This window comes from Pseudomonas sp. CAM1A, assembly GCF_047501685.1.
In the GTDB taxonomy this organism is placed as follows: domain Bacteria; phylum Pseudomonadota; class Gammaproteobacteria; order Pseudomonadales; family Pseudomonadaceae; genus Aquipseudomonas.
In genome coordinates this window covers 904,989-928,240 of sequence record NZ_JBFNXP010000002.1, presented here as the reverse complement: position 1 = coordinate 928,240, position 23,252 = coordinate 904,989, and the positions used below count along the sequence as shown (strand labels likewise).

At 66.6% G+C, this 23,252-nt stretch carries 21 protein-coding genes; 12 read left to right on the top strand and 9 right to left on the bottom strand.

Annotated elements, in window-relative coordinates:
* Positions 1-15 precede the first annotated feature (15 nt).
* Genes ABZO33_RS07970 through ABZO33_RS07960 form a run of 3 tightly spaced genes read right to left on the bottom strand, consistent with a single transcriptional unit; the run spans position 16 to position 6,133 of the window.
* Positions 16-3,690, bottom strand: a complete 3,675-nt coding sequence (locus ABZO33_RS07970) for a translocation/assembly module TamB domain-containing protein (protein WP_414535585.1) — start codon at positions 3,688-3,690, stop codon at positions 16-18.
* Positions 3,687-5,429, bottom strand: a complete 1,743-nt coding sequence (locus ABZO33_RS07965; protein WP_414535584.1) for an autotransporter assembly complex protein TamA — start codon at positions 5,427-5,429, stop codon at positions 3,687-3,689. The genes ABZO33_RS07970 and ABZO33_RS07965 overlap by 4 nt, the downstream gene beginning before the upstream one ends.
* Before the next feature lie 53 nt (positions 5,430-5,482).
* Entirely contained in the window at positions 5,483-6,133 is a 651-nt protein-coding gene (locus tag ABZO33_RS07960) for a GNAT family N-acetyltransferase (protein WP_414535583.1), read from the bottom strand.
* A 163-nt stretch (positions 6,134-6,296) separates the two neighbouring features.
* Here ABZO33_RS07960 and xthA point away from each other — a divergent pair, with 163 nt between their 5' ends.
* From xthA to ABZO33_RS07935, 5 genes are all read left to right on the top strand, one after another.
* Complete coding sequence (gene xthA, locus ABZO33_RS07955; protein ID WP_414535582.1) at positions 6,297-7,109, top strand: exodeoxyribonuclease III; 813 nt, start codon at positions 6,297-6,299, stop codon at positions 7,107-7,109.
* A gap of 137 nt (positions 7,110-7,246) precedes the next feature.
* Complete coding sequence (locus tag ABZO33_RS07950) at positions 7,247-8,125, top strand: formylglycine-generating enzyme family protein (RefSeq protein ID WP_414535581.1); 879 nt, start codon at positions 7,247-7,249, stop codon at positions 8,123-8,125.
* 119 nt (positions 8,126-8,244) lie between these two features.
* On the top strand, positions 8,245-9,909 hold the full coding sequence (locus tag ABZO33_RS07945) for a cyclic peptide export ABC transporter (protein WP_414535580.1): 1,665 nt from the start codon (positions 8,245-8,247) through the stop codon (positions 9,907-9,909).
* 228 nt (positions 9,910-10,137) lie between these two features.
* Positions 10,138-12,582, top strand: coding sequence for a TonB-dependent siderophore receptor (locus ABZO33_RS07940; protein WP_414535579.1), 2,445 nt, complete (start codon positions 10,138-10,140; stop codon positions 12,580-12,582).
* 132 nt (positions 12,583-12,714) lie between these two features.
* A complete protein-coding gene (locus ABZO33_RS07935; protein ID WP_414535578.1) occupies positions 12,715-13,722 on the top strand; it encodes a GlxA family transcriptional regulator in 1,008 nt (335 codons plus the stop codon).
* Positions 13,723-13,831: 109 nt separating this feature from the next.
* Here ABZO33_RS07935 and ABZO33_RS07930 read toward each other — a convergent pair whose 3' ends face one another.
* Together ABZO33_RS07930 and ABZO33_RS07925 are read right to left on the bottom strand one after the other, a co-directional pair.
* Entirely contained in the window at positions 13,832-14,377 is a 546-nt protein-coding gene (locus ABZO33_RS07930; RefSeq protein ID WP_414535577.1) for a thioredoxin family protein, read from the bottom strand.
* Positions 14,367-14,642 carry a DUF2790 domain-containing protein gene (locus tag ABZO33_RS07925; protein WP_414535576.1) on the bottom strand — a complete coding sequence of 92 codons (276 nt, stop codon included), beginning with the start codon at positions 14,640-14,642 and terminating at the stop codon, positions 14,367-14,369. Before ABZO33_RS07925 ends, ABZO33_RS07930 begins: the two co-directional genes overlap by 11 nt.
* A 219-nt stretch (positions 14,643-14,861) precedes the next feature.
* On the opposite strand from ABZO33_RS07925, the gene ABZO33_RS07920 reads away from it, so the two are divergent.
* The 5 genes from ABZO33_RS07920 (at position 14,862) to ABZO33_RS07900 (ending at position 18,865) form a co-directional block, all read left to right on the top strand.
* Entirely contained in the window at positions 14,862-15,602 is a 741-nt protein-coding gene (locus ABZO33_RS07920) for a response regulator (RefSeq protein ID WP_046855862.1), read from the top strand.
* Positions 15,599-16,885, top strand: coding sequence for a sensor histidine kinase (locus tag ABZO33_RS07915; RefSeq protein ID WP_414535575.1), 1,287 nt, complete (start codon positions 15,599-15,601; stop codon positions 16,883-16,885). Before ABZO33_RS07920 ends, ABZO33_RS07915 begins: the two co-directional genes overlap by 4 nt.
* A 137-nt stretch (positions 16,886-17,022) precedes the next feature.
* Positions 17,023-17,721 (top strand): AzlC family ABC transporter permease, encoded by a 699-nt coding sequence (locus ABZO33_RS07910; RefSeq protein ID WP_414535574.1) that lies wholly within the window; start codon positions 17,023-17,025, stop codon positions 17,719-17,721.
* Positions 17,718-18,032 carry an AzlD domain-containing protein gene (locus tag ABZO33_RS07905; protein WP_023632701.1) on the top strand — a complete coding sequence of 105 codons (315 nt, stop codon included), beginning with the start codon at positions 17,718-17,720 and terminating at the stop codon, positions 18,030-18,032. Before ABZO33_RS07910 ends, ABZO33_RS07905 begins: the two co-directional genes overlap by 4 nt.
* Positions 18,029-18,865 carry an AraC family ligand binding domain-containing protein gene (locus ABZO33_RS07900; RefSeq protein ID WP_414535573.1) on the top strand — a complete coding sequence of 279 codons (837 nt, stop codon included), beginning with the start codon at positions 18,029-18,031 and terminating at the stop codon, positions 18,863-18,865. Before ABZO33_RS07905 ends, ABZO33_RS07900 begins: the two co-directional genes overlap by 4 nt.
* Here ABZO33_RS07900 and ABZO33_RS07895 read toward each other — a convergent pair.
* On the bottom strand, positions 18,852-19,631 hold the full coding sequence (locus ABZO33_RS07895; RefSeq protein ID WP_414535572.1) for an AraC family transcriptional regulator: 780 nt from the start codon (positions 19,629-19,631) through the stop codon (positions 18,852-18,854). The two genes, ABZO33_RS07900 and ABZO33_RS07895, sit on opposite strands and share 14 nt — an antisense overlap.
* Before the next feature lie 103 nt (positions 19,632-19,734).
* On the opposite strand from ABZO33_RS07895, the gene ABZO33_RS07890 reads away from it, so the two are divergent.
* Positions 19,735-20,868, top strand: a complete 1,134-nt coding sequence (locus ABZO33_RS07890) for an MFS transporter (RefSeq protein WP_414535571.1) — start codon at positions 19,735-19,737, stop codon at positions 20,866-20,868.
* A 54-nt stretch (positions 20,869-20,922) separates the two neighbouring features.
* The gene (locus ABZO33_RS07885; RefSeq protein ID WP_414535570.1) at positions 20,923-21,150 is read left to right on the top strand and encodes a hypothetical protein; all 228 of its coding nucleotides are present in this window, start codon (positions 20,923-20,925) and stop codon (positions 21,148-21,150) included.
* A gap of 67 nt (positions 21,151-21,217) precedes the next feature.
* Here ABZO33_RS07885 and ABZO33_RS07880 read toward each other — a convergent pair whose 3' ends face one another.
* The 3 genes from ABZO33_RS07880 to ABZO33_RS07870 all read right to left on the bottom strand — a co-directional run bounded on the left by ABZO33_RS07880 (position 21,218) and on the right by ABZO33_RS07870 (position 23,202).
* On the bottom strand, positions 21,218-21,700 hold the full coding sequence (locus tag ABZO33_RS07880) for a copper chaperone PCu(A)C (protein WP_038705971.1): 483 nt from the start codon (positions 21,698-21,700) through the stop codon (positions 21,218-21,220).
* Complete coding sequence (locus ABZO33_RS07875; RefSeq protein WP_031315095.1) at positions 21,701-22,309, bottom strand: SCO family protein; 609 nt, start codon at positions 22,307-22,309, stop codon at positions 21,701-21,703.
* 188 nt (positions 22,310-22,497) lie between these two features.
* The gene (locus ABZO33_RS07870) at positions 22,498-23,202 is read right to left on the bottom strand and encodes a hypothetical protein (protein WP_414535569.1); all 705 of its coding nucleotides are present in this window, start codon (positions 23,200-23,202) and stop codon (positions 22,498-22,500) included.
* Positions 23,203-23,252: the final 50 nt, after the last annotated feature.

Genomic DNA, 23,252 nt, shown 5'->3' with positions numbered 1-23,252 from the left:
GATACGGGGGGCAGATCAGAAATCGCGCTTGTAGAAGATATCCAGCGAGCTGGCCAGGCCACTGGCCGCTTCCAGGTAGACCTTCTTGCTGAGTTTGTAGCGCAAGGCGATGGTATTGGCCGGCTCGAACACGCCCACGCCATAGCGCAGGCTCAGGCGCTCGGTGAGGTTGCCGCTGGCCACCACGCTGGTCTTGTTGCCCGAGCCCTGGGTGTCGAGCTGGAAGTCGTCGATACCCAGGTTCGAAGCCAGGCCGCCGGTCAGGCCGGCGCTGCCCATCAACCCCAGCCCCAACGCCGCCTCGGCGAGCATGTTGTTGTCCTCGCCGGAGCTGTTCAACGGCCGACCCAGCACCAGGTAGGACAACGCCTGCTCCTGGCTCATGGCCGGCTCCGAGAACACCTTGGTGGTCGGCTGCTCGGCACTGCCGCTCAGGCGAATGCCGGCGATCACGTCGTCGACCTTTCGGATCGCCTCGATGTCCAGGTATGGCTGGTCGATGGGCCCGGCGAACAGCAGCCGTGCGCGGCGAATGGTCAGACTCTGCCCATACTGCCGGTAGCGGCCGTCGGCCAGGCTGAGCTCACCACGGGTATCGAGGTTGTCGCCGATATGCACATGGCCCAGCAGGTTGGCGGTCAGGCCGAAGCCCTTGAATGACAGTTTTTCGCTGCCGACATCGACATCGATGTCCATCGCCACCGCCATCGGCGGCTTGCCCTGCTCGGTCTGGTGGCCGACGATCACCGTGTCGTCCGAGACCTTGACCGTCGACGGCGGCAGCTCGCGCACGGTGATCTTGCCTTTGGGCACCTGCACCTTGCCGATCACCGCCAGCCTGTCCTCGACCAGGCGAATGTTCAGGTCGGGCGCCACTTCCAGCGCCGCGTAGGGCTCGACGCTGACCGGCAGTTGCTGGCCTTGCAGGCGCAGGTCCATGCCCAGGGCCTGGCCCCAGGTCATATGCCCGGTCAATTGCCCACGCCCTGCCGCGCCACTGCGCCAGTTACCGTTCAATTGCACCTGCTCACCGGCGATCAGCGCCTGCAGCGACAGGTCCTCCAGGCTCACCGGCAACTCCGCACCGCTGACCTCGCCACCATTCAGGGCCAAATTGCCCGTGACCTGGGGCGCCATCAGGCTGCCGGACAAACGCCCGCTGCCGTTGAGCTGGCCGGCCAGGCGCTCGACCATCGGCAGGAACGGCCGGATGACCGACAGCTCAAGCCCGGCCAGGCGGAAATCACCGGACAAGGGCTTGTTGCGGCCCAGCGGATCAAGGCGGGTGTTCACATTCAATTCGCCCAGGCGCTCGCCACGGAAGTCCAGGCGGGTGTCGACCCGACGTGGCGCCAGGGTGCTGTCCAGGCGCAGCACCTGATAGGGGAAATCGACCCAGCGGTCCTTGTCGCGTACTCGCAAGGTGCCGCCGCCGGCATCGACGCGGATGCTGCCCTTGGGGCCGCTGGCCGGAATGTCGAGGTTGATGTCCGCGTTGAGCAAGCCCTGCCAGGCGAAATCCTTGGGCAGCCACTGCGCCAGACTGTCCAGCGGGAACTGCTTGAGGTGGTAGCGCAGGCGCGGCTCCGGCGCCAGGCGCTGGTCCTCGCCGCACAGGCTGGCCTGGCCGGAACGCCAGCAATGGGCGCCGAAATCGAGCTGGCCGCTGGCCAGGCGCTGCAGGCGCGCCGGGGCCTGCAACTGCCAGTCCTGGCCGCCGGCCTGGATGCGCCCGCTGGCCAGGCGACCGCGCCAGTCGCCCTTGGCCAAGGCGCCATCCAGCGCCAGGTCGAGCTTGAGTTGCGGGCCGTCGAGGGCCAGGGTGGCGGCCTGCTGGCGAACATCGCCCTTGCCTTGCACATCAAGGCTGCCCAGGGCGGTATCACCCACACGGATGCCGCCGGCCTTGAGCGTCAGTTGGCCGCGCTGGGCATTGTCCAACCGGGCATCCAGGTCCAGGCGTTGCACACGGTTGTCTGCCTGGCCCAACTGCTGGCCCTGCAGGGTCAGGACACCCTGGGGCGCGGCCAGGGTGCCGGCCAGGTCCAGGCGCCCCTTGGCCTGCCCTTGCAGTTGCGGCCAGAGCTGGCCCAGGCGCGGCAGGTCGAGGTCGACACGCCCAGCCAGGCGCTGCTGAACGCTGGCGCTGCCATTGATGCGGTTGTCGCCCAGCTGCACCGCCAGGCTGCCCAGGGTCCAACGTTCGCCTGCGCCTTCGGCGTCGACCTTGACCAGCGCCGGCTGGCCGCGCAGGCGTCCTTTGAGGTCCAGCTGAGCCTTGAGCGTCAGTTGCTCGTGCTTCAATTCGCCCTGGCTGCGCAGCGGGCCGGCCAGGGTGCCGGGCAGCTCCGCCAGCCAGTAGGCCGGGTCCAGCGCCGACAGTTGCAGGTCGACATCCCAGGCCAGGGTGTCGGCAAAACGCAGGGCGACACTGCCGGCGGCCTTGCCCTGCCCGGCGTTGAGCAGCAGCTGCGGCAAGCGCACCTGGCCCAGGTCGCCGTCGAACGGGCTGGCCAGGCTGAAGGCGCCGGCCGGGCCGTCCAGATCGCCGTTGAACACCCCCTTGTAGCTGCCGTCGCGGTATTGCACCTGGGCGTTGAAGCGCTTGAGTGTGACCTGGGGCGCCGCCTCCAGCGGGTACAGGCGCAACCAGGGGAAGTCCAGCCAGTCGAGGCTGGCATCGGCGCTCAGGCCCTGCTGCCAGTCGGCGCTGGCCTGCAGCTTGAGGCGCTGCTGGTCGCTGGCGTTCAGGTCCAGGGCATCGAGCCGGGCGCCCTTGGCATCGACCTTGCCGGCCAGCACCAGGCCGATCGGCCCTTGTTCGGCGGGCAGCGTGGCCGAGCCGGACAGCTGATAACCCTTGAGCAAGTCACCCTGGGCATCGAGCCGCAGCTGGTCGAGTTGCAGGGTGTCGGGCAACTCGGCGGCCGGTTTGAAGCTGTCCGCGCGAATGCTCAGGTGGGCCGGCAGGTGCTCAGCCAGGGCCTGCAGCTCACCGCTCAGCCGTGCGTCCAGGTAGCCGCTGCTGGTGGCGTCGACGGCAAGGGACTTCTGCAACTCGCCCTTGGCGGTCAACGCCAGCTGCCACGCCTTGCCATCGACCGTCGGCAACTGCAGCGTGCCCTGCAGTTGCAGCGGCCAGTCGCCCTGGGGCGTCAGGTCGCCTTGAACATCCAGGTGCAGATCGTCTCGGCGCAGTTGCAGGCTGTCCACGCGCAGGCCGCTCGCGGTCCAGCGCGCGGCCAGGCTGAGGTCACCCAGCAGGTCGCTGCCATCCAGGCGCAACTGGCCCACCTTGACCTCGCCCAGCTCGATGGCCAACGGTAGATCCAGCGCCGGCAGTTGCAATGGGCCGCTATCGGGTTTGTCCTCGCCCGGGGCGAAGGCCATGTCGATACGCTCGGCCTGCAGACGCTCGACGCACAGCGTGGCGCGCAGCAGGCAGGCTGGCGACCAGTCCAGTTGCGGGGCCTGCACCTCGACACGGTCTTCGCCCGCCGTCCAGCGCAGTTGGCTGGCCTGCCAGCTGCCGCCAAGGCGTCCGGAGAAATCGCTGACTTGCAGCCCCGGCACCAAGCCCAGTACCCAGCGACTGCCGCCCTGGGTACCCAGCACCAGGCCCAGCGCCAGGACGATCAGCAACAGCAGGCCCAGCAATGCCAGCAGGATGGGTTTGACTACACGTGTCACAGCTCAGGCCCCATGGAGAAGTGCAAACGAAAACCACCGTCGTCATCCAGGGCGCGGGCCAGGTCCAGGCGTAGCGGCCCCACCGGCGACACCCAGCGCACACCGATGCCGACGCCGGTCTTGAGGCTGGGCAGTTCCAGCGAGTTGAATGAATTGCCCTGGTCGATGAAGGTCGCCAGGCGCCATTTCTCGGCAATCGAGTACTGGTACTCGGCGCTACCGGCCACCAGGTAGCGCCCACCGATGCGGTCGCCCTGGTTGTTCTTCGGCGACAACGACTGGTAGTCGTAGCCGCGCACGCTCTGGTCGCCACCGGCGAAGAAGCGCAGTGACGGCGGGATGTTCTGCTGGTAGCCATTGGTGGCGCTGCCGCCGAACTGCACGCGGCCAAGGAAGCGATGGTTCTGGCCCAGGGTGGTCAGCCCCTTGAGCAGCACGTTGCCATGGATCAGGTTGGTGTCCGAACCCAGGCCTTCCTTGGCCGCCTGCAGGTCGAACTGCAGGCGGTAGCCATTGTGCGGGTCGATGCGGTTGTCGCTGCGCAGGTAGGAGAAACTGACGCCCGGCATCAGCAGGTTGCTCAGCCCCGAGTCGTCGCCCAGGCGATACTCCTCGCGCTGGTACTTGAGCGAGATCACCCGCTGCCAGCCGCTGGGCAGCTTGCTGTGCCACTCCGGGCCGACCGTCAGCAGCTTGCTCAGGGTGTCGGTGCCGGCGATCTCCTCGTTCTGGTAGCCGCCGGCGAAGCGCAGCTTGTCAGTGAGCGGCGGGTCCAGCGGGATGTCGTACCACAGCCCGACGTTCTGCCGGGGCGCCGACAGTTCGGTCTCCCAACCGTAGCTGTGCCCTTGCGGGTTGACCCAGTGGCGGGTCCAGTTGGCCTTGCCGCGTGGGCCGACGTCGGTGGAAAAGCCCAGGCCAAGGCCGAGGGTGCGTGGCTTGCGGGTGTCGAGGTGCACGTCCACCGGGATGTCCTCGCCCACCGCGGCGGTGGGCGCGGCGTCGACCCGCACGCTGTCGAAGTAGCCGCTGGATTGCAGGTCGTTGTTGAGTTCGGCGATCAGTTCCGAGTCGTACGGGGTGCCGGGCTTGAACCCCACCATGCGCTGCAGCAGGTCGTTGTCCAGCGGCGCGTCGCCGCCGAAGGTGACAGCGCCCAAGCGGTAGCGCGGGCCGCTCTGGTAGACCAGTTCGATATCGGCCACACCGGCCTGCGGATCGACCGCCAGACGCTGGCGCTCGAAGCGGCCGGCGAAGAAGCCGTAGCGCGACGCCTGGTTCTGGATCAGTCGCTTGGCATCCTCGTAGGTGCCATGGTTGAGCTGCTCGCCCGGGCGCAGCGCCTTGCTGTCGGGAATGCGGAACACCCTGAGCTCGCTGGCCGGCCCTTCGATGCGCACGGTCACGTTGCGCAGGCGAACCGGCTCGCCCGGCTCGACCTGGATGATCAGTTGCGGTGGTTTGTCTTTTTCGGCCGGCGCCTTGACCTCGGTCTCGACCCGCGCCTGGTAATAGCCCAGGGCCTGGGCCGCCTTGCGCGTCTGCTCCTCAGCGCCCCGGCTGAAGCGCAGCAAGGCCTCTTCGTCGCGGTCGCCCAGGCTGCCGATATACCCTTCGATATTGGACTTGAGCGCCTTGTTGGCGGGTTTGACCCGTACCAGCAATTCGCTCTGCGCCCATGCCATGGAGCTGGCGGCCAGCAACAGCAGGCCCCAGCCAAGTCTTCCTGAATACGTCATGCGCGGCATGCTACCAGAGCAAAGGGGTCAAGGGGGCTGTCGGCAAACGCCTGTCACAGGTTCGCTGCCCTCGACGAGCGCGGGTTGGGGTGGAAGAACACCCGCTCGCGGATCGGCCCCACGGCGATCTCGCCGATCTCCTCATAACCCTGACGCTGGTAGAAGGCCAGGTAGTGCGCATTGCCGGTGTCCAGCACCACGCCCTCGGTACCGGCGTCCTCGGCGCACCAGTCATGCACGGCCTGCAGCAGTTGCTCGCCGTAGTGCCGGCCCTGGAACTGCGGGTGCACGCCCAACAGCGGCAGCACGTGCACCTTGTCCCCCGGCAGGCACCCGGCCAGCGCGGCCTGGTAATCCAGGTAGCGGCGGGTGCAGCGCAGGCCGGTACCGAGGATCATGCGCAGGCGCCAGGCCCAGCTGTCGGCCACGCCGAGCCGGCGTTGCGGTGGCACGATCAGCGCCAGGCCGATCAGGCGATCCTCCAGCAACAGGCCGATCGCCGGCAATTGCAGGTAAAAGTGCTGGCGCACCCACTCGCGCACCATCACCCGCAGGCGGCGCTCGTACCCGGGACGCTGGGCCTCGAACAGCCAGGCGAAGGTTGGTTCGTGGCGGTAGGCATGATAGAGCAGCGAACGCGCCTCGCGGGCGTAGCCGGCATCGAGCAGGCAGATCCGGGCCGGGGCGGCGATGTCGTCGGGCATTGCGGGCAGTCCTCCTGGAATGGGCGTACAGGGCCTTGGAACCAGATTCCGGCGCTGGGTTCACCTCCTCCAGCACGTTAGCAGCGCCCGTAGCGCGGCGCCATGCTGGCCGTGGCCGGCGATGTCGGCTAGCATCCGTGGCTTTTACCAGGATCGTCTTGCCATGAAGATCGTCTCGTTCAACATCAATGGCCTGCGCGCCCGTCCACATCAGTTGGCGGCGCTGATCGCCAAACACCAGCCGGACGTGATCGGCCTGCAGGAAACCAAGGTCAGCGACGATCAGTTCCCGTTGGCCGACGTCGAGGCACACGGCTACCACGTGCACTACCACGGCCAGAAGGGCCACTATGGCGTCGCCCTGCTCTCGCGGGAAAAACCGCTGTCGCTGTCCAAGGGCTTCGCCAGTGACGAGGAGGATGCCCAGCGCCGCTTCATCTGGGGCACCTTCGCCGATGCCGACGGCACACCGATCACCATCATGAACGGCTACTTCCCCCAAGGCGAAAGCCGCGACCACCCCACCAAGTTCCCGGCCAAGCAGCGCTTCTACGGCGACCTGCAGGCCCTGCTCGAAGGGCAGTTCAAGAACGACCAGCCTGTGGTGGTGATGGGCGACCTGAACATCTCGCCCCAGGACTGCGATATCGGCATCGGCCCGGACAACGCCAAGCGCTGGCTGAAGACCGGCAAGTGCAGCTTCCTGCCCGAAGAGCGCGAGTGGATGGAGCGTCTCAAGGGCTGGGGCCTGGTCGACAGCTTCCGCCACCTGTACCCGGACGTGGCCGACCGCTTCAGCTGGTTCGACTACCGCAGCCGCGGTTTCGAGGACGAACCCAAGCGCGGCCTGCGCATCGACCTGATCATGGCCTCCCAGGGGCTGCTGCCGCGGGTCAAGGCTGCCGGGGTCGACTATGAGCTGCGCGGGATGGAAAAGCCTTCGGACCATGCGCCGATCTGGCTTGAATTGAGCTGATTGCGTACGGGCTGCGCGATCACCGGCGCAGCCCTACCACACCTGGATACAAATCCCCCTTAAACATCGCCTCGTTCAGTTCGTCCAACAGCACGAACTCCCGCTGTCTGCCCAGCAACCCTGAACAAGGCTTCCCCATGACCGCACCCCTGAACCGCCTCACCCTGGCCGCCCTGCTGGTCGCCTGCAGCCTGCCGGCCCTGGCCGCGGCGCCCGCGCGCAAACCCGGCAGCGTGTTCCGCGACTGCGCCAAGACCTGCCCGGAAATGGTGGTGCTGCCCGCCGGCAGCTTCATGATGGGCACCCCGGATGACGAAAAGGGCCGCCAGGACGATGAAGGCCCGTTGCACCAGGTCACGTTCAAAAAAGCCTTTGCCGTCAGCCAGTACCAGATCACCAACGGGGAGTGGAAAACCTACCTCAAAGCCACCGGCTACAAGGTCCCCAACGGCGATACCCGCCCAGGCCGCGAGTGCATCGCCGGCGTGCCGCGCTACCAGCAGGGTGACCGCCAGCCCGCCGTGTGCCTGAACTTCCACGAAGCCGAGGCCTATGCCGGCTGGCTGTCGAAGAAGACCGGCAAGGTCTACAAGGTGCTCAGCGAAGCCCAGCGCGAGTACGCCGTGCGCGGCGGCAGCACCGGGCCGTTCCCCTTCCCGCTCGATGACAACGACGAGCAGAAGTACCAGATATCCAAGCACGCCAATACCTACGGCCCCACCGACGGTTTCTCCTTCACCTCGCCGGTCGGCAGCTTCCCGCCCAACGCCTACGGCGTCTACGACGGCCACGGCAACGTCTACGAGTGGACCCGCGACTGCTACGTCGACAGCTACGCCAGCGCCCCCACCGACGGCAGCCCGCAGACCAACAGCAGCGAATGCGAGGATCGCCGGGTGATCCGCGGCAACGACTACACCGAGGCGCCGATCTTCTCGCGCTCGGGCAACCGCAACGAGCGCAGCTCCACCTTGCGTGGCGACTGGATCGGCTTCCGCGTCGCCCGCGAGCTGTAAGCCCTGCCCCGCCCCGGCGCCCTCGGCGCCGGGCGACTAAATCCGCGCAAAACCCTCTCGTCTACCAAGATCAGGACCTGCTCCTGCCCGGCGCCAACGAATACTCACGAGATGCCCCCATGACGCTCAAGACACCCAGCCTCGCCCAGGAAACCCTGCGCATACTCAAGCCGTTCTGGATGCTGGTCGCGCTTTCGGCGGCCCTTGGCGTGGTCAGCGGCCTGAGCGTCACCGCCCTGCTGGCCACCATCAACAGCGCGATGAATGCCGCCGGCGGGCCGGACACCCATACCGCCCTGCTGTTCGGCGGCTTGTGCGTGCTGACCCTGGCCTGCTCCACCGGTTCGAACCTGCTGACCAACTACGTGGGCCAGAAGGTGGTGGCGCGGCTGCGCCGCGAATTGTCCGCCAAGGTGCTGGTGGCGCCGATCGCGCAACTGGAGCGCTACCGTGCCCACCGCCTGATCCCGGTGCTGCTCAACGATGTCAGCACCATCAGCGCCTTCGCCCTGTCCGTGGCGCCGATGGTCATCGCCTTCACCGTCACCTTGGGCTGCCTGGCCTACCTGGCGCTGCTGTCATGGCAGATCCTGCTGATCACCGCCCTGACCGTGGTGATCGGCACGGGCGCGCAGTTCCTCGCCCACCGCTTCGGCATGAAGAACATCCTCACCGCCCGCAACGGCGAGGACGAGCTGCAAAAGCACTACCAGGCCCTCTCCGGCGGCGCCAAGGAGCTGCGGATCCAGCGCAAGCGCCGCCAGCACATGCATGACCAGCTGATCCACGGCGCCACCGAGCGCATCTGCAAGGCCAACATCCGTGCGGCGAACATCTTCGTCAGCGCCGAGACCTTCGGCTCGATGCTGTTCTTCGCCGTCATCGGCGTGGCCATTGCCTTCCAGGCGCTGTGGCCAAGCACCGATCGCACCGTGCTCGGCGGCTTCGTGCTGGTGATGCTGTACATGAAGGGGCCGTTGGAGCAATTGATCACCAACCTGCCGAGCATCAGCCGCGCGCAGATCGCCCTGCGCCGCATCGCCGAGCTGTCGGCGCGCTTCTCGTCGCCGGAGCCGCACCTGCTGGTGAGCGACCGCGCCCCGGCCGTGTCCAGCGTCGAGTCCATCGAACTGCGCCAGCTGCGCTACGACTACCCGCAGGTCGAGGGCAGCCAGCCGTTCCACCTGGGGCCGGTGAACCTGAACATCCGCCAGGGCGACATCGTCTTCATCGTCGGCGAGAACGGTTGCGGCAAGACCACCCTGATCAAGCTGCTGCTGGGCCTGTACACCCCGCAACAGGGCGAAGTGCGCCTCAATGGCGAAACGGTCACCCCACAGCGCCTGGACGACTACCGCCAGCTGTTCACCACCATCTTCGCCGACTACTACCTGTTCGACGAGCCGCTGCCCGGCCAGGCCGAGCTGCCGCCCGAGGCCGGCAAGTACCTGGAACGCCTGGATATCGCCCACAAGGTGAGCATCCGCGACGGCAGCTTCACCACCACCGACCTGTCCACCGGCCAGCGCAAGCGCCTGGCACTGATCAATGCCTGGCTCGACCAGCGCCCGGTGCTGGTGTTCGATGAATGGGCCGCCGACCAAGACCCGGCCTTCCGCCGCGTGTTCTACACCGAGCTGCTGCCGGAGCTGAAACAGCAGGGCAAGACCATCATCGTCATCTCCCACGACGACCGCTACTTCCCGGTGGCTGACCAACTGGTGCGCATGCACGGCGGCCAGATCGTCGTCGAGCGCAACCAGGAACCCGCCCTGCCCGCCTGACCCCGCCTCACGGGCGGTGGATCCTCGCCACCGCCCGCACTTTGTAAATTCCCCGCCGCATCGCTCGTTCCCCTATTGCCGCACGCTGAATCAACCCTGCCCACAGGGAAGTCGCAGGTCAGGCCTCTGCCAACCGTAAATATTTTTCCGGTTTTGGCATGCGCATGCGTCCTACTCGCAACGGAATAATTTTCATTTACTTTGCGTACCTTGAGCCAGAGCATAAAAATGCCAATACCAGCCAACACACTGACCCCCTTGAGCAAGGCGCTGATGCTGCGCCGGATGCTGCGTTCCTCGCCGGCCATGGCTACCCTCGGCCTCGCCCTGTCGCTGCCGCTCGCCGCGCAGGTGCAGGCCCAGGAGCAAGACTTCGACATCCCGGCGCAATCGCTGAGCAGCGCGCTGCAAGAGCTGGGTCGCCAGGGCAACCTGCAGGTGCTGTTCAGTCCCGAGACCGTACAGGGCCTGCGCAGCAGCCCGGTCAAGGGTCGTTTCTCGCCAACCCAGGCAGCTGGGGAGCTGCTGAAGAACAGCGGGATTCGCTACAGCGTGCAGGACAACACCCTGATCATCAGCGGCGCGGCTGAATCCGGTTCGGCCATGACCCTGGACGCCACCACCATCAATGGCCAGGTGCTGGGTGCCACCACCGAGGGCAGCAACTCCTACACCACCGGCGCGGTGACCATCGGCAAGACCGCGCAATCGCTGCGTGAGACCCCACAGTCGGTCACCGTGGTCACCCGCAAGCTGATGGACGACAAGAACCTGGTCTCGCTGGATCAGGTGATGGCGCAGACCACCGGCATCACCCGCGCCAACCGCGGCTATGGCAACCACCACTTCAGCTCCCGTGGCTTCGACCTCACCGACGAAAGCTACATGGTCGACGGCGTGCCCGGTCAGGCCTACGCCTACACCGGCTGGATGACCCCGGACATGGCGATCTTCGACCGCGTCGAAGTGCTGCGCGGCGCCTCCGGCCTGCTGGTGGGCGCGGGCAACCCGGGCGGCGCGGTAAACCTGGTGCGCAAGCGCCCGACCGCCGACCCGCGTTTCTCCGTCATCACCCGTGCTGGCTCCTGGGACAACTACCGCCTGGACCTGGATGCCAGCGGTCGCCTCAACCCCCAGGGCACCCTGCGCGGGCGCATGGTCGCCTCCTATGAAGACCGTGGCTACTTCACCGACGTCACCAAGTCCAAGCGGCCGCTGCTGTACGGCATCGTCGAGGCCGACCTCAACGATGCCACCACCGTCGCCCTCGGCCTGCGCCGCCAGACCTCGCGCATCGACGGCTACAGCGTGCTGGGTATCCCCAACAATCCCGACGGCAGCAACCCGCACCTGAAGCGCTCGACCTACCTCGGGCAGGACTGGACCAAGTTGCAGACCGACATGGACGAGGTGTTCGCCGACCTCACCCACCGTTTCAACGACAACTGGACCGGCAAGCTGGCGCTGTCGCACTCCGAAGGCGGTTACAACCGCAGTGCCATCGAGTGGGGCGCGCGCGAGACGCTGGAATACAACGCCCCAGGTGGCCCGACGGTCAACACCGTCAGCTACCACAAGTTCGATGTGACCTCCAACGCCGTCGACGGCCACCTGGACGGCACGTTCGAGGCCTTTGGCCTGACCCACCAGCTGACGCTCGGTGCCAACTGGTCCAAGCGCAAGATGAACGACAAGGACAACACCATAGCGCTGCCCAGCCCTATCCCGCTCAATGTCTTCGATCCCGACCATAGCAATATCCCGGAATTGCAGCGCAACGGCTGGAAGTCCATGGATGACACCATCGACACCCGCTACGGCACCTACCTGAGCGCCCGCCTGCACGCGACCGAAGACCTGAGCTTCGTCCTCGGTGGTCGTCTGAGCTGGTACAAGAACGAAGCCTGGAACGGCCCGAAGGTGACAACCAGCCGGCAGGACGAGGAATTCACACCCTTCGTCGGCGCGATCTACGACCTGAACGACCAGTGGTCCTGGTACGCCAGCTACGCCGACATCTTCCTGCCGCAGTCCAACTACCGCACCGTCAGCGGCAGCGTACTGGATCCGTCAGTCGGTTCGAACTACGAAACCGGTATCAAGGGTGAGCTGTTCGACAAACGCCTGAACGTGTCCTTCGCAGTCTTCTACATCGAGCAGGAAGACGTGGCCCTGCAAGACACGGCCAACCGCGGCAAGTGCCCGACCGATCCGGCCGGCCGCTGCTGGACCAATGGCGATGGCATCAACCGCAGCAAGGGCTTCGAAGCCGAGGCCACCGGCGAACTGCTGCCGGGCCTGCAAGTGGCGGCGGGCTACACCTACAACACCACCAGCTCGTCCGAAGGTGGCCCGATCTCGGCGCAGACCCCGAAACACATGGTGCGCGTGAACACCAACTACACCTTCCCGGGTGAATGGAACCGCCTGAGCGTCGGTGGTGGCGTTTCGGCGCAGAACTCCTACGTCGATGCCTACAACGAGGCGTACAACAGCGGCCGCGCAATCTTCGATGCGCGCGCCGCCTACAAGCTCGACGAGCACTGGACCGTAGGCGTGGACGTCGAAAACCTGTTCGACCGCAAGTACTTCGACTCGATGGGCTACTGGACCCGCGGCACCACCTACGGTACTCCGCGTAGCTACATGTTCACCCTGCGCGGCGACTTCTAAGCCCCGCCTGGCAACAACCGGCGCCCCCTCTTCAGGGGGCGCTGTGCTTTCAGCGCCGGCAAGCGCCGCCTGTTGTCTTTCCCCCCGCCTCACCGCACACTCGACCCCGCCAGCCAGGAAGCGGAGTCCGCAGTGCCCACGCCACGCCAGTTCAGCAAGAAGACCAGCACCAGCAACATGCTGCGCCTCAAGTCCGGCGATGCCGGCAACCAGCGCCCCTACCGCGTCGACTTCGTCCTGCTCGAGCATTTCTCCATGGCCAGCTTCACCGTGGCGATGGACGTGCTGGTCACCGCCAACCTACTGCGCGCCGACAGTTTCACCTCCACCCCACTGTCGCTGGGCGGCGATCGCGTGCTCAGCGACCTGGGCCTGGAACTGATCGCCAGCCCGCTCGATCCCCGCAGCCTGCACGACCTCGACCTGCTGGTGGTGTGCGGCGGCCTGCGCACGCCATTGAAGTACCCCGACCTCGACCGCCTGCTGGGCGACTGTGCCAGCCACGGCATGACCCTCGGCGGGCTGTGGAACGGCGCCTGGTTCCTCGCCCGCGCCGGGGTGCTCGACGACTACGGCTGCAGCGTGCACCCCGAGCAGCGCGCCAGCCTGGCCGAGATCAGCCCGCAAACGCGCATCACCCCGGCCAGCTTCACCCTGGACCGCGACCGCCTGAGCGCCGCCAGCCCCAACGGCGCCATGGAGCTGATGCTCGGCCTGGTACGGCGCCTGTACGGCGATGCCCTGGCCGAAGGCGTGGAAGAGATCCTGTCGTTCTCCGGCGCACGCTATCGCCAGGTCGGGCCCGGGGCGAAGAAATCCATGAGCCTGCACCTGCGCACCATCGTCGAACTGATGGAAAACAACCTCGAGGAAACCCTCAGCCTCGACCAGTTGGCCGCCTACTCCGGGCGCTCGCGCCGGCAGATCGACCGCTTGTTCCAGGCCCAGCTGGGCACCTCGCCCAGGCGCTACTACATGGAACTGCGCATCACCAAGAGCCGGCGGCTGCTGCAGTATTCGGACCTGTCGGTGATGGAGGTGGCGGTGGCCTGCGGCTTCGTCTCGGTGTCGCACTTCAGCAAATGCTATGCGGCGTACTTCGGTTATCCGCCGTCGCGGGAGCAACGGCTGGGAGAGTGATGTCGCCTGGGCCGGCCCTATCGCGGGGCAAGCCCGCTCCCACGACTGCCGTCCAGCAACCTGCGTGGGAGCGGGCTTGCCCCGCGATTGGGCCGCGGCGGACAACGCATCAGCCCTCCTCATCGAGCAATGCCTGGATCACCCGCTCCTGCCCCGCATAATCGCCTTCGCCAAAGTGCACATGGCGCACTTGGCCCTTGCGGTCGACGAAGTAGTGCGCCGGCCAGAACTGGTTGCCCCAGGCATTCCAGATCCGGTAGCCGTTATCCACCGCCACCGGATAGGCGATGCCCAACTGCTTTACCTGCGCCCGGACACTGCCGATGTCATGCTCGTAGTCGTACTCCGGTGTGTGCACCCCGACCACCACCAGCCCCTGCTCGCCGTAGCGCCGCGCCCAGTCATTGACATGCGGCAGGCTGCGCCGGCAGTTGATGCAGTCGTAGGTCCAGAAATCCACCAGCACCACCTTGCCCTTGAGGGCCGGGCCGTCCAGCGGCGGTGAGTTGAGCCACTGCTCGGCGCCGGCCAGCGACGGCATGGGGCCGTAGCTGTCGCGGGCCAGCAGGTGGCCGGCCAGGCCCAACCCGAGCAGGGCCAGGGCCACGCCGCCGGCCTTGAGCAGGCGGCGCTTGCCGCGCGCCTCAGTTGTCATGGCAGCCACTGGTGGCGTAGGAGCGGTACTCGACGCTCTGCGGCTTGCCCTGGGAGTCGAGGTAGTCCATGCGCGTGTTGACCACGCCGCAGGTGTCACTGCGGTCATCCTTCACCGACAGCACCTTCTTCACATCCAGCTTGTCGCCGTAGCGGTACTGCATCACGCTGGCGTCGTTGAGCGAGGTGCTGCTGGCCTGGGCGGTGATGGCGCCAAAGCCGAGGACGGCGAACAGGGCGGCGCTGGCGAGGGTCTTGATAGTCATGGTGGTTCTCCTGATGCGAGGTCTTGGCATGGGGAGGCGTCGCTCCCCGGTCGAGAGCCATTTCACTCCCGCCAGGTATCGCGCTTGTGTCCACCCAGGCTGTGATGTGCTTCCTCCTGTATCCACGGCAGTGCCAGATACACTGCAATACAAACCGTGGCAGGCAAGCCCGGATTCGCTCGGTACACTGCGCCCAACCCTCACTCACAAGGACACCCCATGGAGCATGTCGATCACATCCTGGTCGTCGACGACGACCGCGAAATCCGCGAACTGGTCGGCAACTACCTGAAGAAGAACGGCCTGCGCACCAGCATCGTCGCCGATGGCCGGCAGATGCGCGCCTTCCTGGAAAACAACACGGTCGACCTGATCGTTCTCGACATCATGATGCCCGGCGACGACGGCCTGCTGCTGTGCCGCGAACTGCGCGCCGGCAAGCACCGCAACACGCCGGTGCTGATGCTGACCGCGCGCAACGACGAGACCGACCGCATCATCGGCCTGGAAATGGGCGCCGACGACTACCTGACCAAGCCGTTCTCCGCCCGCGAGCTGCTGGCGCGGATCAACGCCGTGCTGCGCCGCACGCGCATGCTGCCGCCCAACCTGACCATCAGCGAAAGCGGGCGCCTGATCGCCTTCGGCCCCTGGCGCCTGGACACCACCGCGCGCCACCTGCTCGACAGCGAGGGCACCCTGGTGGCGCTGTCCGGCGCCGAGTACCGCCTGCTGCGGGTATTCCTCGACCACCCGCAGCGGGTGCTCAGCCGTGAACAGCTGCTCAACCTGACCCAGGGCCGCGAAGCGGACATCTTCGACCGCTCCATTGACCTGCTGGTCAGCCGCCTGCGCCAGCGCCTGGGCGACGACGCCCGCGAGCCCACCTGCATCAAGACCGTGCGCAGCGAAGGCTATGTGTTCTCGCTGCCGGTGCAGCTGCTGGAGTCGCCGGCATGAAGTGGCCGCGCACCCTGGCCTCGCGCCTGGCACTGATCTTCTTCACAGGATTGGTGCTGGCCTATGGCCTGTCATTCAGCCTGCAAGCCTACGAGCGCTATGTCAGCAGCCGCTCGATGATGCTCAGCAACCTTGAGCTGGACGTCTCGACCTCGGTCGCCATCCTCGACCGCCTGCCCGCCGCCGAGCGCCCGGCCTGGCTGTCGCGCCTGGAACGGCGCACCTATCGCTACCGGCTGGACGAGGGGCTGTCCGGCGAAGCCATGCCGAGCGAGAACCCGCCGATGGCCGCCGACTCGATCGTCAAGGCCATCGGCGACCGCTACCGCCTGACCTTCCAGGAAATCCCCGGCCCCAATGCGCATTTCCAGGCCCACCTGCGCCTGGCCGACGGCGCGCCGCTGACCATCGACGTCACCCCGGCATCGGTGCCGGTGGCCACTTGGCTGCCGGTGGTGCTGCTGATCCAGCTGGCGGTGCTGCTGGCCTGCACCTGGCTCGCCGTGCGCCTGGCCATCGGCCCGCTGACCCGACTGGTGCAGGCCGTGGACGACCTCGACCCGAACAGCCCCGGCCCGCAGCTCGACGAAAGCGGCCCGCGCGAAGTGCGCTACGCCGCCGTGGCCTTCAATGCGCTGCAAGCGCGCATCGCGGCCTACCTCAAGGAACGCATGCAATTGCTGGCCGCCATCTCCCACGATCTGCAGACGCCGATCACGCGCATGAAGCTGCGCGTCGAGCAGATGGACGACGGGCTGGAGAAGGACAAGCTGTGGCACGACCTCGACGCCATGGAGCACCTGGTGCGCGAAGGCGTGGCCTATGCCCGCAGCATGGACAGCGGCACCGAGGCGCCGTGCCGGGTCAACCTCGACGCCTTCCTCGACAGCCTGGTGTTCGACTACCAGGACAGCGGCGCGCAGGTGAATCGCAGCGGCAGCGCCCAGGCCACCCTGCAAACCCGCCCCCACGCCTTGCGCCGGGTGCTGGTTAACCTGGTGGACAATGCGCTGAAGTTCTCCGGCGCCGCGCAGCTGGAAGTCGGCTGCGAGAACGGCGTGACGCTGATCCGCGTGCTCGACGACGGCCCCGGGATCCCCGAGGCGGAGCTCGACGACGTGCTCAAGCCGTTTTACCGGGTCGAAAGCTCGCGCAACCGCAGCACCGGCGGTACCGGGCTGGGGCTGGCCATTGCCCAGCAACTGACCCAGGCCATGGGCGGCAGCCTGACCCTGCGCAACCGCGCCGAAGGCGGGCTGTGCGCGCAGGTCGAGTTGCGTTGAAGTAAAGGGCAAGTCTGCTGCTCAACCTGTGGCAGCGAGCTTGCCCCGCGATACGGCCACAACAAAGCAAGATCGTTCAAGCCACCCCCGGCCCCCTCTGTCATGCTTGTCTGCCCTGTCGATTCGTTGCCGCTTCCATGCCCAGCCCACCCATCGCCCGCCAAGCGTTCCTCCACGGCGCCATCGCCATCCTGCCGCTGTCCGTGGCCGTTGCCCCCTGGGGCCTGCTCGCCGGCAGCATGGCCATCGAAGCCAACCTCAGCGCCTGGCAAGGCCAGGGCCTGTCGGCCATCGTCTTCGCCGGCGCCGCGCAACTGGTGGCCATCGGCATGCTCAAGGGTGGCGCCAACCTGTTCTCGATCCTGCTCACCACCCTGCTGCTGACCTCCCAGCACCTGCTCTACGGGCTGTCGATGCGCCCGGTGCTGTCGGGGCTGCCGACGCGCTGGCGGTTGGGCCTGGGCTTTCTGCTCACCGATGAGTTCTTCGCCCTCACCAGCCACCACGACCAGCAGCAGTTCAACCGCTGGTACGCCCTGGGCGTCGGCCTGACCTTCTACGTGGCGTGGAACCTGTTCACCCTGGCCGGCATCGTCCTCGGCCAGAACATCCCGCACCTGGACCAACTGGGCCTGGACTTCTCCATCGTCGCCACCTTCGTCGCCCTGATCGCACCGCTGGTGCGCAACCTGCCGACCGTGGTGTGCGTGGCGGTGTCGCTGTTCTGCTCGGTGCTGTTCAGTTACTGGCATTGGGAGACCGCCCTGGTCGCCGCCGGCCTGCTGGGCATGGCCGCAGGCTTTATCTGCCAGAAGTTCTCCGGAGGCCGCCCATGATCTGGCTGCTGATCTTCGCCATGGGCGCAGTGGTGTTCCTCAACCGCTACGCCTTCCTCGAACCGCGCTTACCCCTGCGCCTGAGCTCCAATGCGCGGCAGTTCCTCGGCTTTGCCGTGCCCGGCATGCTCACCGCGATCTGCGGACCGATCATCTTCCTGCCCGAGCACCAGCTCGACCTGAGTCCGCTGAACCCCTACCTGCTCGGTTCGCTGGTGGCCATCGCCCTGGTGCTGTTGACCCGCAGCGTATTGCTGAGCATGCTGGCGAGCATGCTGATCTTCTTCCTCCTGCGCAGCTGGCTGGCATGACCACGCCCCTGCGCGAACAGGCCCACCTGTGGCAGGCGCCCGCCCTGGGCGATGTCGAGATGCTGCACGCCCGCTATATCCAGCAGCGCTTCGCCCCGCACGTGCACGAGGGCTATGTGTTCACCGTGATCGAGTCCGGCGCCCAGCGTTTCTGGCATCGCGGCAGCGAGCACCTGGCGCCGGTCGGCAGCATGGTGCTGATCAACCCCGACGAGCTGCACACCGGCGCCACCGCCCACGAGGCCGGCTGGCGCTACCGTGGCTTCTACCCCGAGCATGAACGGGTCACCGGCGTGCTCGACGAACTGGAACTGGGCCGCCATGACCTGCCCCGATTCAAGGACAGCGTGATCCAGGACCCGGCCCTGGCCGCAACGTTCAGCCACCTGCACCGGCTTTCGGAATCCTGCGCCAGCGCCCTGGAGCAACAGACCGCCTGGCGCCAGGCGGTGCTGGCCCTGGTGCAGCGCCATGGCCATTGCGCCGAGCCCGTCGCCCCCGGCAACGAACCGCTGGCCGTGGCCCGCGCCCGCGAGTTGCTGGAGAGTCAACTGGCCGATCCGCCGTCGCTGGAGGCCTTGGCAGCTGCGGTGAACCTTTCGCCGTTCCACTTCGCGAGGGTATTCCGCCAGGCCACCGGCCTGCCGCCGCATGCCTGGCTCAAGCAGCGCCGCCTGGCCCGCGCCCGGGAACTGCTCAAACGCGGTCAAGCCGTCCTAGAAGTCGCCTTTACCCTGGGTTTTGCCGACCAGAGCCATCTGAGCCGGCAGTTCAAGCAGGCCTATGGCGTGCCGCCGGGCGCCTATCGCCAGGCCTGTCTCAACCTGGCGTAGCGGCACGGCTCCAGGCGCCCGGCGTCAGCCCGGTCATGCCACGGAAGAACGCGATGAAGGCGCTGTCGCTGGCGAAGCCCAGCTCATCGGCGATCTCCCCCAGCGGCACGTTCAGAGCCAGGCGCTCGACCGCCCGCAGCAACCGCCACTGCTGGCGCCATTGCTGGTAACTCATCCCGGTGTCGCGACGCAGCAGGCGGCCAATGGTCTTTTCACTGGCCCCGGCTTGCTGCGCCAACTCGCCCAGCGCCGGCGGCAAGCGATCGAGGCCGTCCACCAGGCGCGCCAGGCGTCGGTCACGTGGCAGCGGCAACAGCATCGGCTGGCGCTGCGCACTTTGCAGTTCGGCGCGACACAAACCCAGCAAATGGTGATTGGCCCCATGCCGCCAGTCACTGTCGAAGGGTGCCTGGGCTATCCGCTCGAGCAGCTCGCGCAGCAATGGATTGACGTCGAGGATGGTCACCTGCTCCGGCAGCCCCACCGCCGCCGTCGCATCCAGGTACACCGAGCGGTAATCCACCGTCTCGCGCATCCGCGCACGGTGCGCCAGGCCGCCCGGTATCCACGCCGCGCGGCTCGGCGGCAACAGGCACAGCAGCCCCGGCGAGTCGATGCGCACGCAACCCAGGCGGGTGAACAGCAGCTGGCCTCGGACATGCCAGTGGTTGCCGGAGTCATGGTCACCCAGGGCCGAGCAGATGCCGATCACCGGTGCGCAGTGGGCGTCCGGGTCAAAAGCGCTATCGGGTGCGAGCCATGCCATTGCAGTTTGTCCTGTTTCATTGATTTCCTGGCCTGATCACGATAATGGATCACAGATCGCCAACCCTACCATGGGCCTCCGATCAACTGCAGAGGACAAGCCCATGCAAAATCGTTATTGGCTGGCTTTCGCCACTGCCATGCTCATGTTCCCGCAAATAGCCGAAACCCTGTACAGCCCGGCCCTCGTATCGCTGGCCGAAGGCTTCGCGGTTTCCGCTGCGGATGCCTCGTTGACCCTGTCCTTGTACTTCGTCGCCTTCGCGGTCGGCGTGCTGGTCTGGGGTCGGTTGTGCGATATCAAGGGCCGGCGGCCGACCATGCTCGTGGGCCTTGCCCTGTACGCCCTGGCGGCGCTCGCGGCACTGCTGGCCAGCGATTTCAGCCAGTTGCTGGCGGCGCGGATGGTCGCCGCCTTCGCCGCCGCGGTCGGTTCGGTGGTGACCCAGACCGCATTGCGCGACCGCTACAACGCCACGGAACTGGCCCGGGTGTTCTCGCTGATCGGCGCATGCCTGGCCATCAGCCCGGCACTGGGCATGCTCGCTGGCGGCTTGCTGGACCAGGCGTTCGGCTATCGCGGCGTGCTGGCCGCACAGCTGATCCTGGCAGCGGCACTGCTGGCCTGGGGCTGGCAGGCGATGCCCGAGACCCAGGCCACCACGCCCGCGCTGACACCGTTGCGCCAGGTGCTGATGCGCCTGCTGGCGGACCGCCGGGTGCTGCTGGCCAGTGCGCTGGTGGCCTTGTTCAATATCGCCGTGTTCGCCTGGTACAGCCTGGCGCCGTTCATCTTCGAACGCCTGGGGCAGGCACAGTGGATGGGCTATTCAGGCGTGGCCCTGGCCCTCGGCTCGCTGGCTGGCGCCAGGCTCAATGCCCTGCTGCTGGGGCGCGCAGTCGCGGCCGCCAACCTGATGAAGGGTGCCGCGCTGCTGCTTGTGCTCGGCGCGCTGGGCATGACGGCAATCGGTGAATCACCGTGGATCGTCGGGTCAATGGCCTTGGTGATGGTCGCGTTCGCCATGGCCATCCCCTTGCTGCTCAGCTCGGCACTGCTGGCCTACGCCGATTGCCGGGGTACGGCGGCAGCCTTGTTCGGCCTGCTGTATTACCTGCAGATCGGCGCGGGGCTGATGGTGGTCGGCATGCTACAGATGCTGGCGCCGGCGTTGCTGCTGATCGCGCTCGCCATCTGCGCGCTGAGCCTGGGCTATTTGCGCTATCTGCGCGGCTGACACCGTCGGGTGCAGCCGCTGCTACACTGACAAGGCTGAACGGAGGAACCCGCCATGTCCGAACGAGAAATCACCACGCTCCTGTCGCTGATGAGCCAGCGCCAAGCCTGCCTGAGCAGCGCCTGCAAGGAGATCGCCGACTGGATCGACCGCCAGGGCGATGTGCCCGCCGCCGGCAAGATCCGCGCCAGCCTGAAGGCGCTGGAGGCCGAGGATGCCCAAGTGCGCAGGACCCTGACCTCGCTGAATATCGAACGGCCGCTGCCACGTTTTCGTAGCTGACCGCTGAAAACCATCGCGGGCGATGCGGGCTTGTCGGAGCGCCGCATCGCCCGCGATGGGCGGTGCATCAGTGGTTCATGTGCATATGGTCGTGGCCAGCGCCGGCCTCGGCGTTGAGCGCACGCACCGGAGCCTGCACCTGCAGGGTTTCTTTCGCGCCCTTGGCATCCTCGATGGTCAGGGTCAGCGGCACCTGCTCACCCTCCTTCACCTGCTGGTTCAGGCCCATCAGCATCACGTGGAAGCCGTTCGGGTCCAGCTTCACCGCCTTGCCGGCCGGCAACTCGACCGCCTTCACTTCACGCATGCCCATCACGTCGCCGTTCATGGTCATCTCGTGCACCTGCACGGTCTTGGCCACGGGCGAGGCGACGCTCACCAACTTGCTGTCGCTGCTGGCGGTCAGGGTCATGAAGGCACCGGTGGCGTGCTGGTGCGGCACGCTGGCGCGGACCCAGGCGTCGCTCACGGTGGTCTGGGCCAGGGCCGGCAGGGCCAGGCTCATCAAGGCCAGTGCGGCCAGGCCGCGCTTGATCGGTTGCATCGACATTCAGCAGATCTCCATCAGGGTGACCAGGTCTTCGGCGCATTCCTGGGCGTTCAGGGAATGGCCCAGGCTCAGGCGCAGGGTGCCACGGGTATCGTAGACGTAGCTGGTGGACGAGTGAGAGATGGTGTAGGTATCGCCGGCCGGGACCTTCTCGTAGAACACCTTGAATTCACGGGCCACCGCGTCGATTTCCTCGGGGGTTCCGGTCAGGGCGACGATCGACGGGTCGAAGGCCTTGACGTAGGCATCGAGCACCTCGGGGGTGTCGCGCTCCGGGTCCAGGGTGATGAACACCGGCTGGAACAGGTCGCGGTCGCGGCCTCGCAGGATCTTGCGGATCTGCGCCACACGCGCCATGGCGGTCGGGCAGACGGCCGGGCACTGGGTGAAGCCGAAGAAGATCATCGGCATCGAGCCGTAGAAGCTCGACAGGGTGCGCTCGTTGCCTTGCGGGTCCTTGAGCTTGAACTTGCGCCCGAGGATCTCGTTGCTCATGTTCTTGCCGTACTTGAAGTCCAGGCCCCGGGCCGGGCTGCAGCCCGCCAGCAGGCCAAGCCCCAGTACGCCCATCCCGGCGACAACCGCGCGCCGGGTCAACAGATCATTCATGGAACCATCCTTTACAGGGAAGGTGCCGACCCCTGGGATGGGCCGGCCAGAAAACCGGGGCATTCTGTCACGCCACCCCCGCACCATCTACCCGACATCCGGCTGATCGGGCTGCAGCCCTTTGTTTACGGGGCGCGACCGGTTGTCGCAGGGGTTGAATTGGTAACAGTTTATTGCTACATGCCGGTTCAGTTCTGCAACCTGTCCATGCGCCTGGCTATCGTGGGGCAGCCGTTGATGTCGACAGCCTTCTGCCAGAACTCCCGACGCAACGGGCTGCGGCGATTAGCGGCAAAGCCGAGCAGCCGGTAGAGTTCGGCCTGGTAGGACGGCGCGTCGCCCCATTGCAACTGGATATCTTTCGGGTCCTGCTTGACACATTCCAGGGTCACCGACGGCTGCGGATAGTAGCCAGTGAACTGGGAAAAATCGGCAAGCGCCTTACTTAACGCTGGCGCATAGGCAGGCCCATCGACATAGCCAATGCATTGGTTGGCGATACGCAAAGCGGCTGGCGCGAAGCCTTGCTCCAGGCTCTTGACCAACAGCGTGCATTGGTCAGGGTCGTCGAGCACAGGCGCATCCGGCTGATAGGCGAACCGGTAGAGCGCCATTCGATACTGGGCCACGGCATGGCCTGCATCGACTGCGCGCTGCAACTGTTGCAGCGCCGGGCTCCATTCACCGCGCAATTGGCTCAGGCGGGGTTCCAGGTCCTGGGCGGCGGTGCCTTCGGCCAACTGTTGGATCATCCGCATCAGCTGCGGCTCGACCGCATCGAGACCGGCCACGGCCTGGCGGTAGTCGGCCTCGCTATTACCTGGGGGCTGGTAGGCCCCCAGGACGTGGGTCGAGAGCATCAGGGCAAACAGCGTGATACAGGAGCGGTTCATACCGAGCGTCCTTGTTCAGTCGAATGAAAGTAACTCAACGCACGCGGGGC

What these genes read in the sequence shown, in the direction of transcription:
- ABZO33_RS07965 (WP_414535584.1), bottom strand. Translation starts at nt 5,429, where the DNA reads ATGACGTATTCAGGAAGACTTGGCTGGGGCCTGCTGTTGCTGGCCGCC.
- ABZO33_RS07960 (WP_414535583.1), bottom strand. Translation starts at nt 6,133, where the DNA reads ATGCCCGACGACATCGCCGCCCCGGCCCGGATCTGCCTGCTCGATGCC.
- xthA (WP_414535582.1), top strand. Translation starts at nt 6,297, where the DNA reads ATGAAGATCGTCTCGTTCAACATCAATGGCCTGCGCGCCCGTCCACAT.
- ABZO33_RS07950 (WP_414535581.1), top strand. Translation starts at nt 7,247, where the DNA reads ATGACCGCACCCCTGAACCGCCTCACCCTGGCCGCCCTGCTGGTCGCC.
- ABZO33_RS07945 (WP_414535580.1), top strand. Translation starts at nt 8,245, where the DNA reads ATGACGCTCAAGACACCCAGCCTCGCCCAGGAAACCCTGCGCATACTC.
- ABZO33_RS07940 (WP_414535579.1), top strand. Translation starts at nt 10,138, where the DNA reads ATGCCAATACCAGCCAACACACTGACCCCCTTGAGCAAGGCGCTGATG.
- ABZO33_RS07930 (WP_414535577.1), bottom strand. Translation starts at nt 14,377, where the DNA reads ATGACAACTGAGGCGCGCGGCAAGCGCCGCCTGCTCAAGGCCGGCGGC.
- ABZO33_RS07925 (WP_414535576.1), bottom strand. Translation starts at nt 14,642, where the DNA reads ATGACTATCAAGACCCTCGCCAGCGCCGCCCTGTTCGCCGTCCTCGGC.
- ABZO33_RS07920 (WP_046855862.1), top strand. Translation starts at nt 14,862, where the DNA reads ATGGAGCATGTCGATCACATCCTGGTCGTCGACGACGACCGCGAAATC.
- ABZO33_RS07915 (WP_414535575.1), top strand. Translation starts at nt 15,599, where the DNA reads ATGAAGTGGCCGCGCACCCTGGCCTCGCGCCTGGCACTGATCTTCTTC.
- ABZO33_RS07910 (WP_414535574.1), top strand. Translation starts at nt 17,023, where the DNA reads ATGCCCAGCCCACCCATCGCCCGCCAAGCGTTCCTCCACGGCGCCATC.
- ABZO33_RS07905 (WP_023632701.1), top strand. Translation starts at nt 17,718, where the DNA reads ATGATCTGGCTGCTGATCTTCGCCATGGGCGCAGTGGTGTTCCTCAAC.
- ABZO33_RS07900 (WP_414535573.1), top strand. Translation starts at nt 18,029, where the DNA reads ATGACCACGCCCCTGCGCGAACAGGCCCACCTGTGGCAGGCGCCCGCC.
- ABZO33_RS07895 (WP_414535572.1), bottom strand. Translation starts at nt 19,631, where the DNA reads ATGGCATGGCTCGCACCCGATAGCGCTTTTGACCCGGACGCCCACTGC.
- ABZO33_RS07890 (WP_414535571.1), top strand. Translation starts at nt 19,735, where the DNA reads ATGCAAAATCGTTATTGGCTGGCTTTCGCCACTGCCATGCTCATGTTC.
- ABZO33_RS07885 (WP_414535570.1), top strand. Translation starts at nt 20,923, where the DNA reads ATGTCCGAACGAGAAATCACCACGCTCCTGTCGCTGATGAGCCAGCGC.
- ABZO33_RS07880 (WP_038705971.1), bottom strand. Translation starts at nt 21,700, where the DNA reads ATGTCGATGCAACCGATCAAGCGCGGCCTGGCCGCACTGGCCTTGATG.
- ABZO33_RS07875 (WP_031315095.1), bottom strand. Translation starts at nt 22,309, where the DNA reads ATGAATGATCTGTTGACCCGGCGCGCGGTTGTCGCCGGGATGGGCGTA.
- ABZO33_RS07870 (WP_414535569.1), bottom strand. Translation starts at nt 23,202, where the DNA reads ATGAACCGCTCCTGTATCACGCTGTTTGCCCTGATGCTCTCGACCCAC.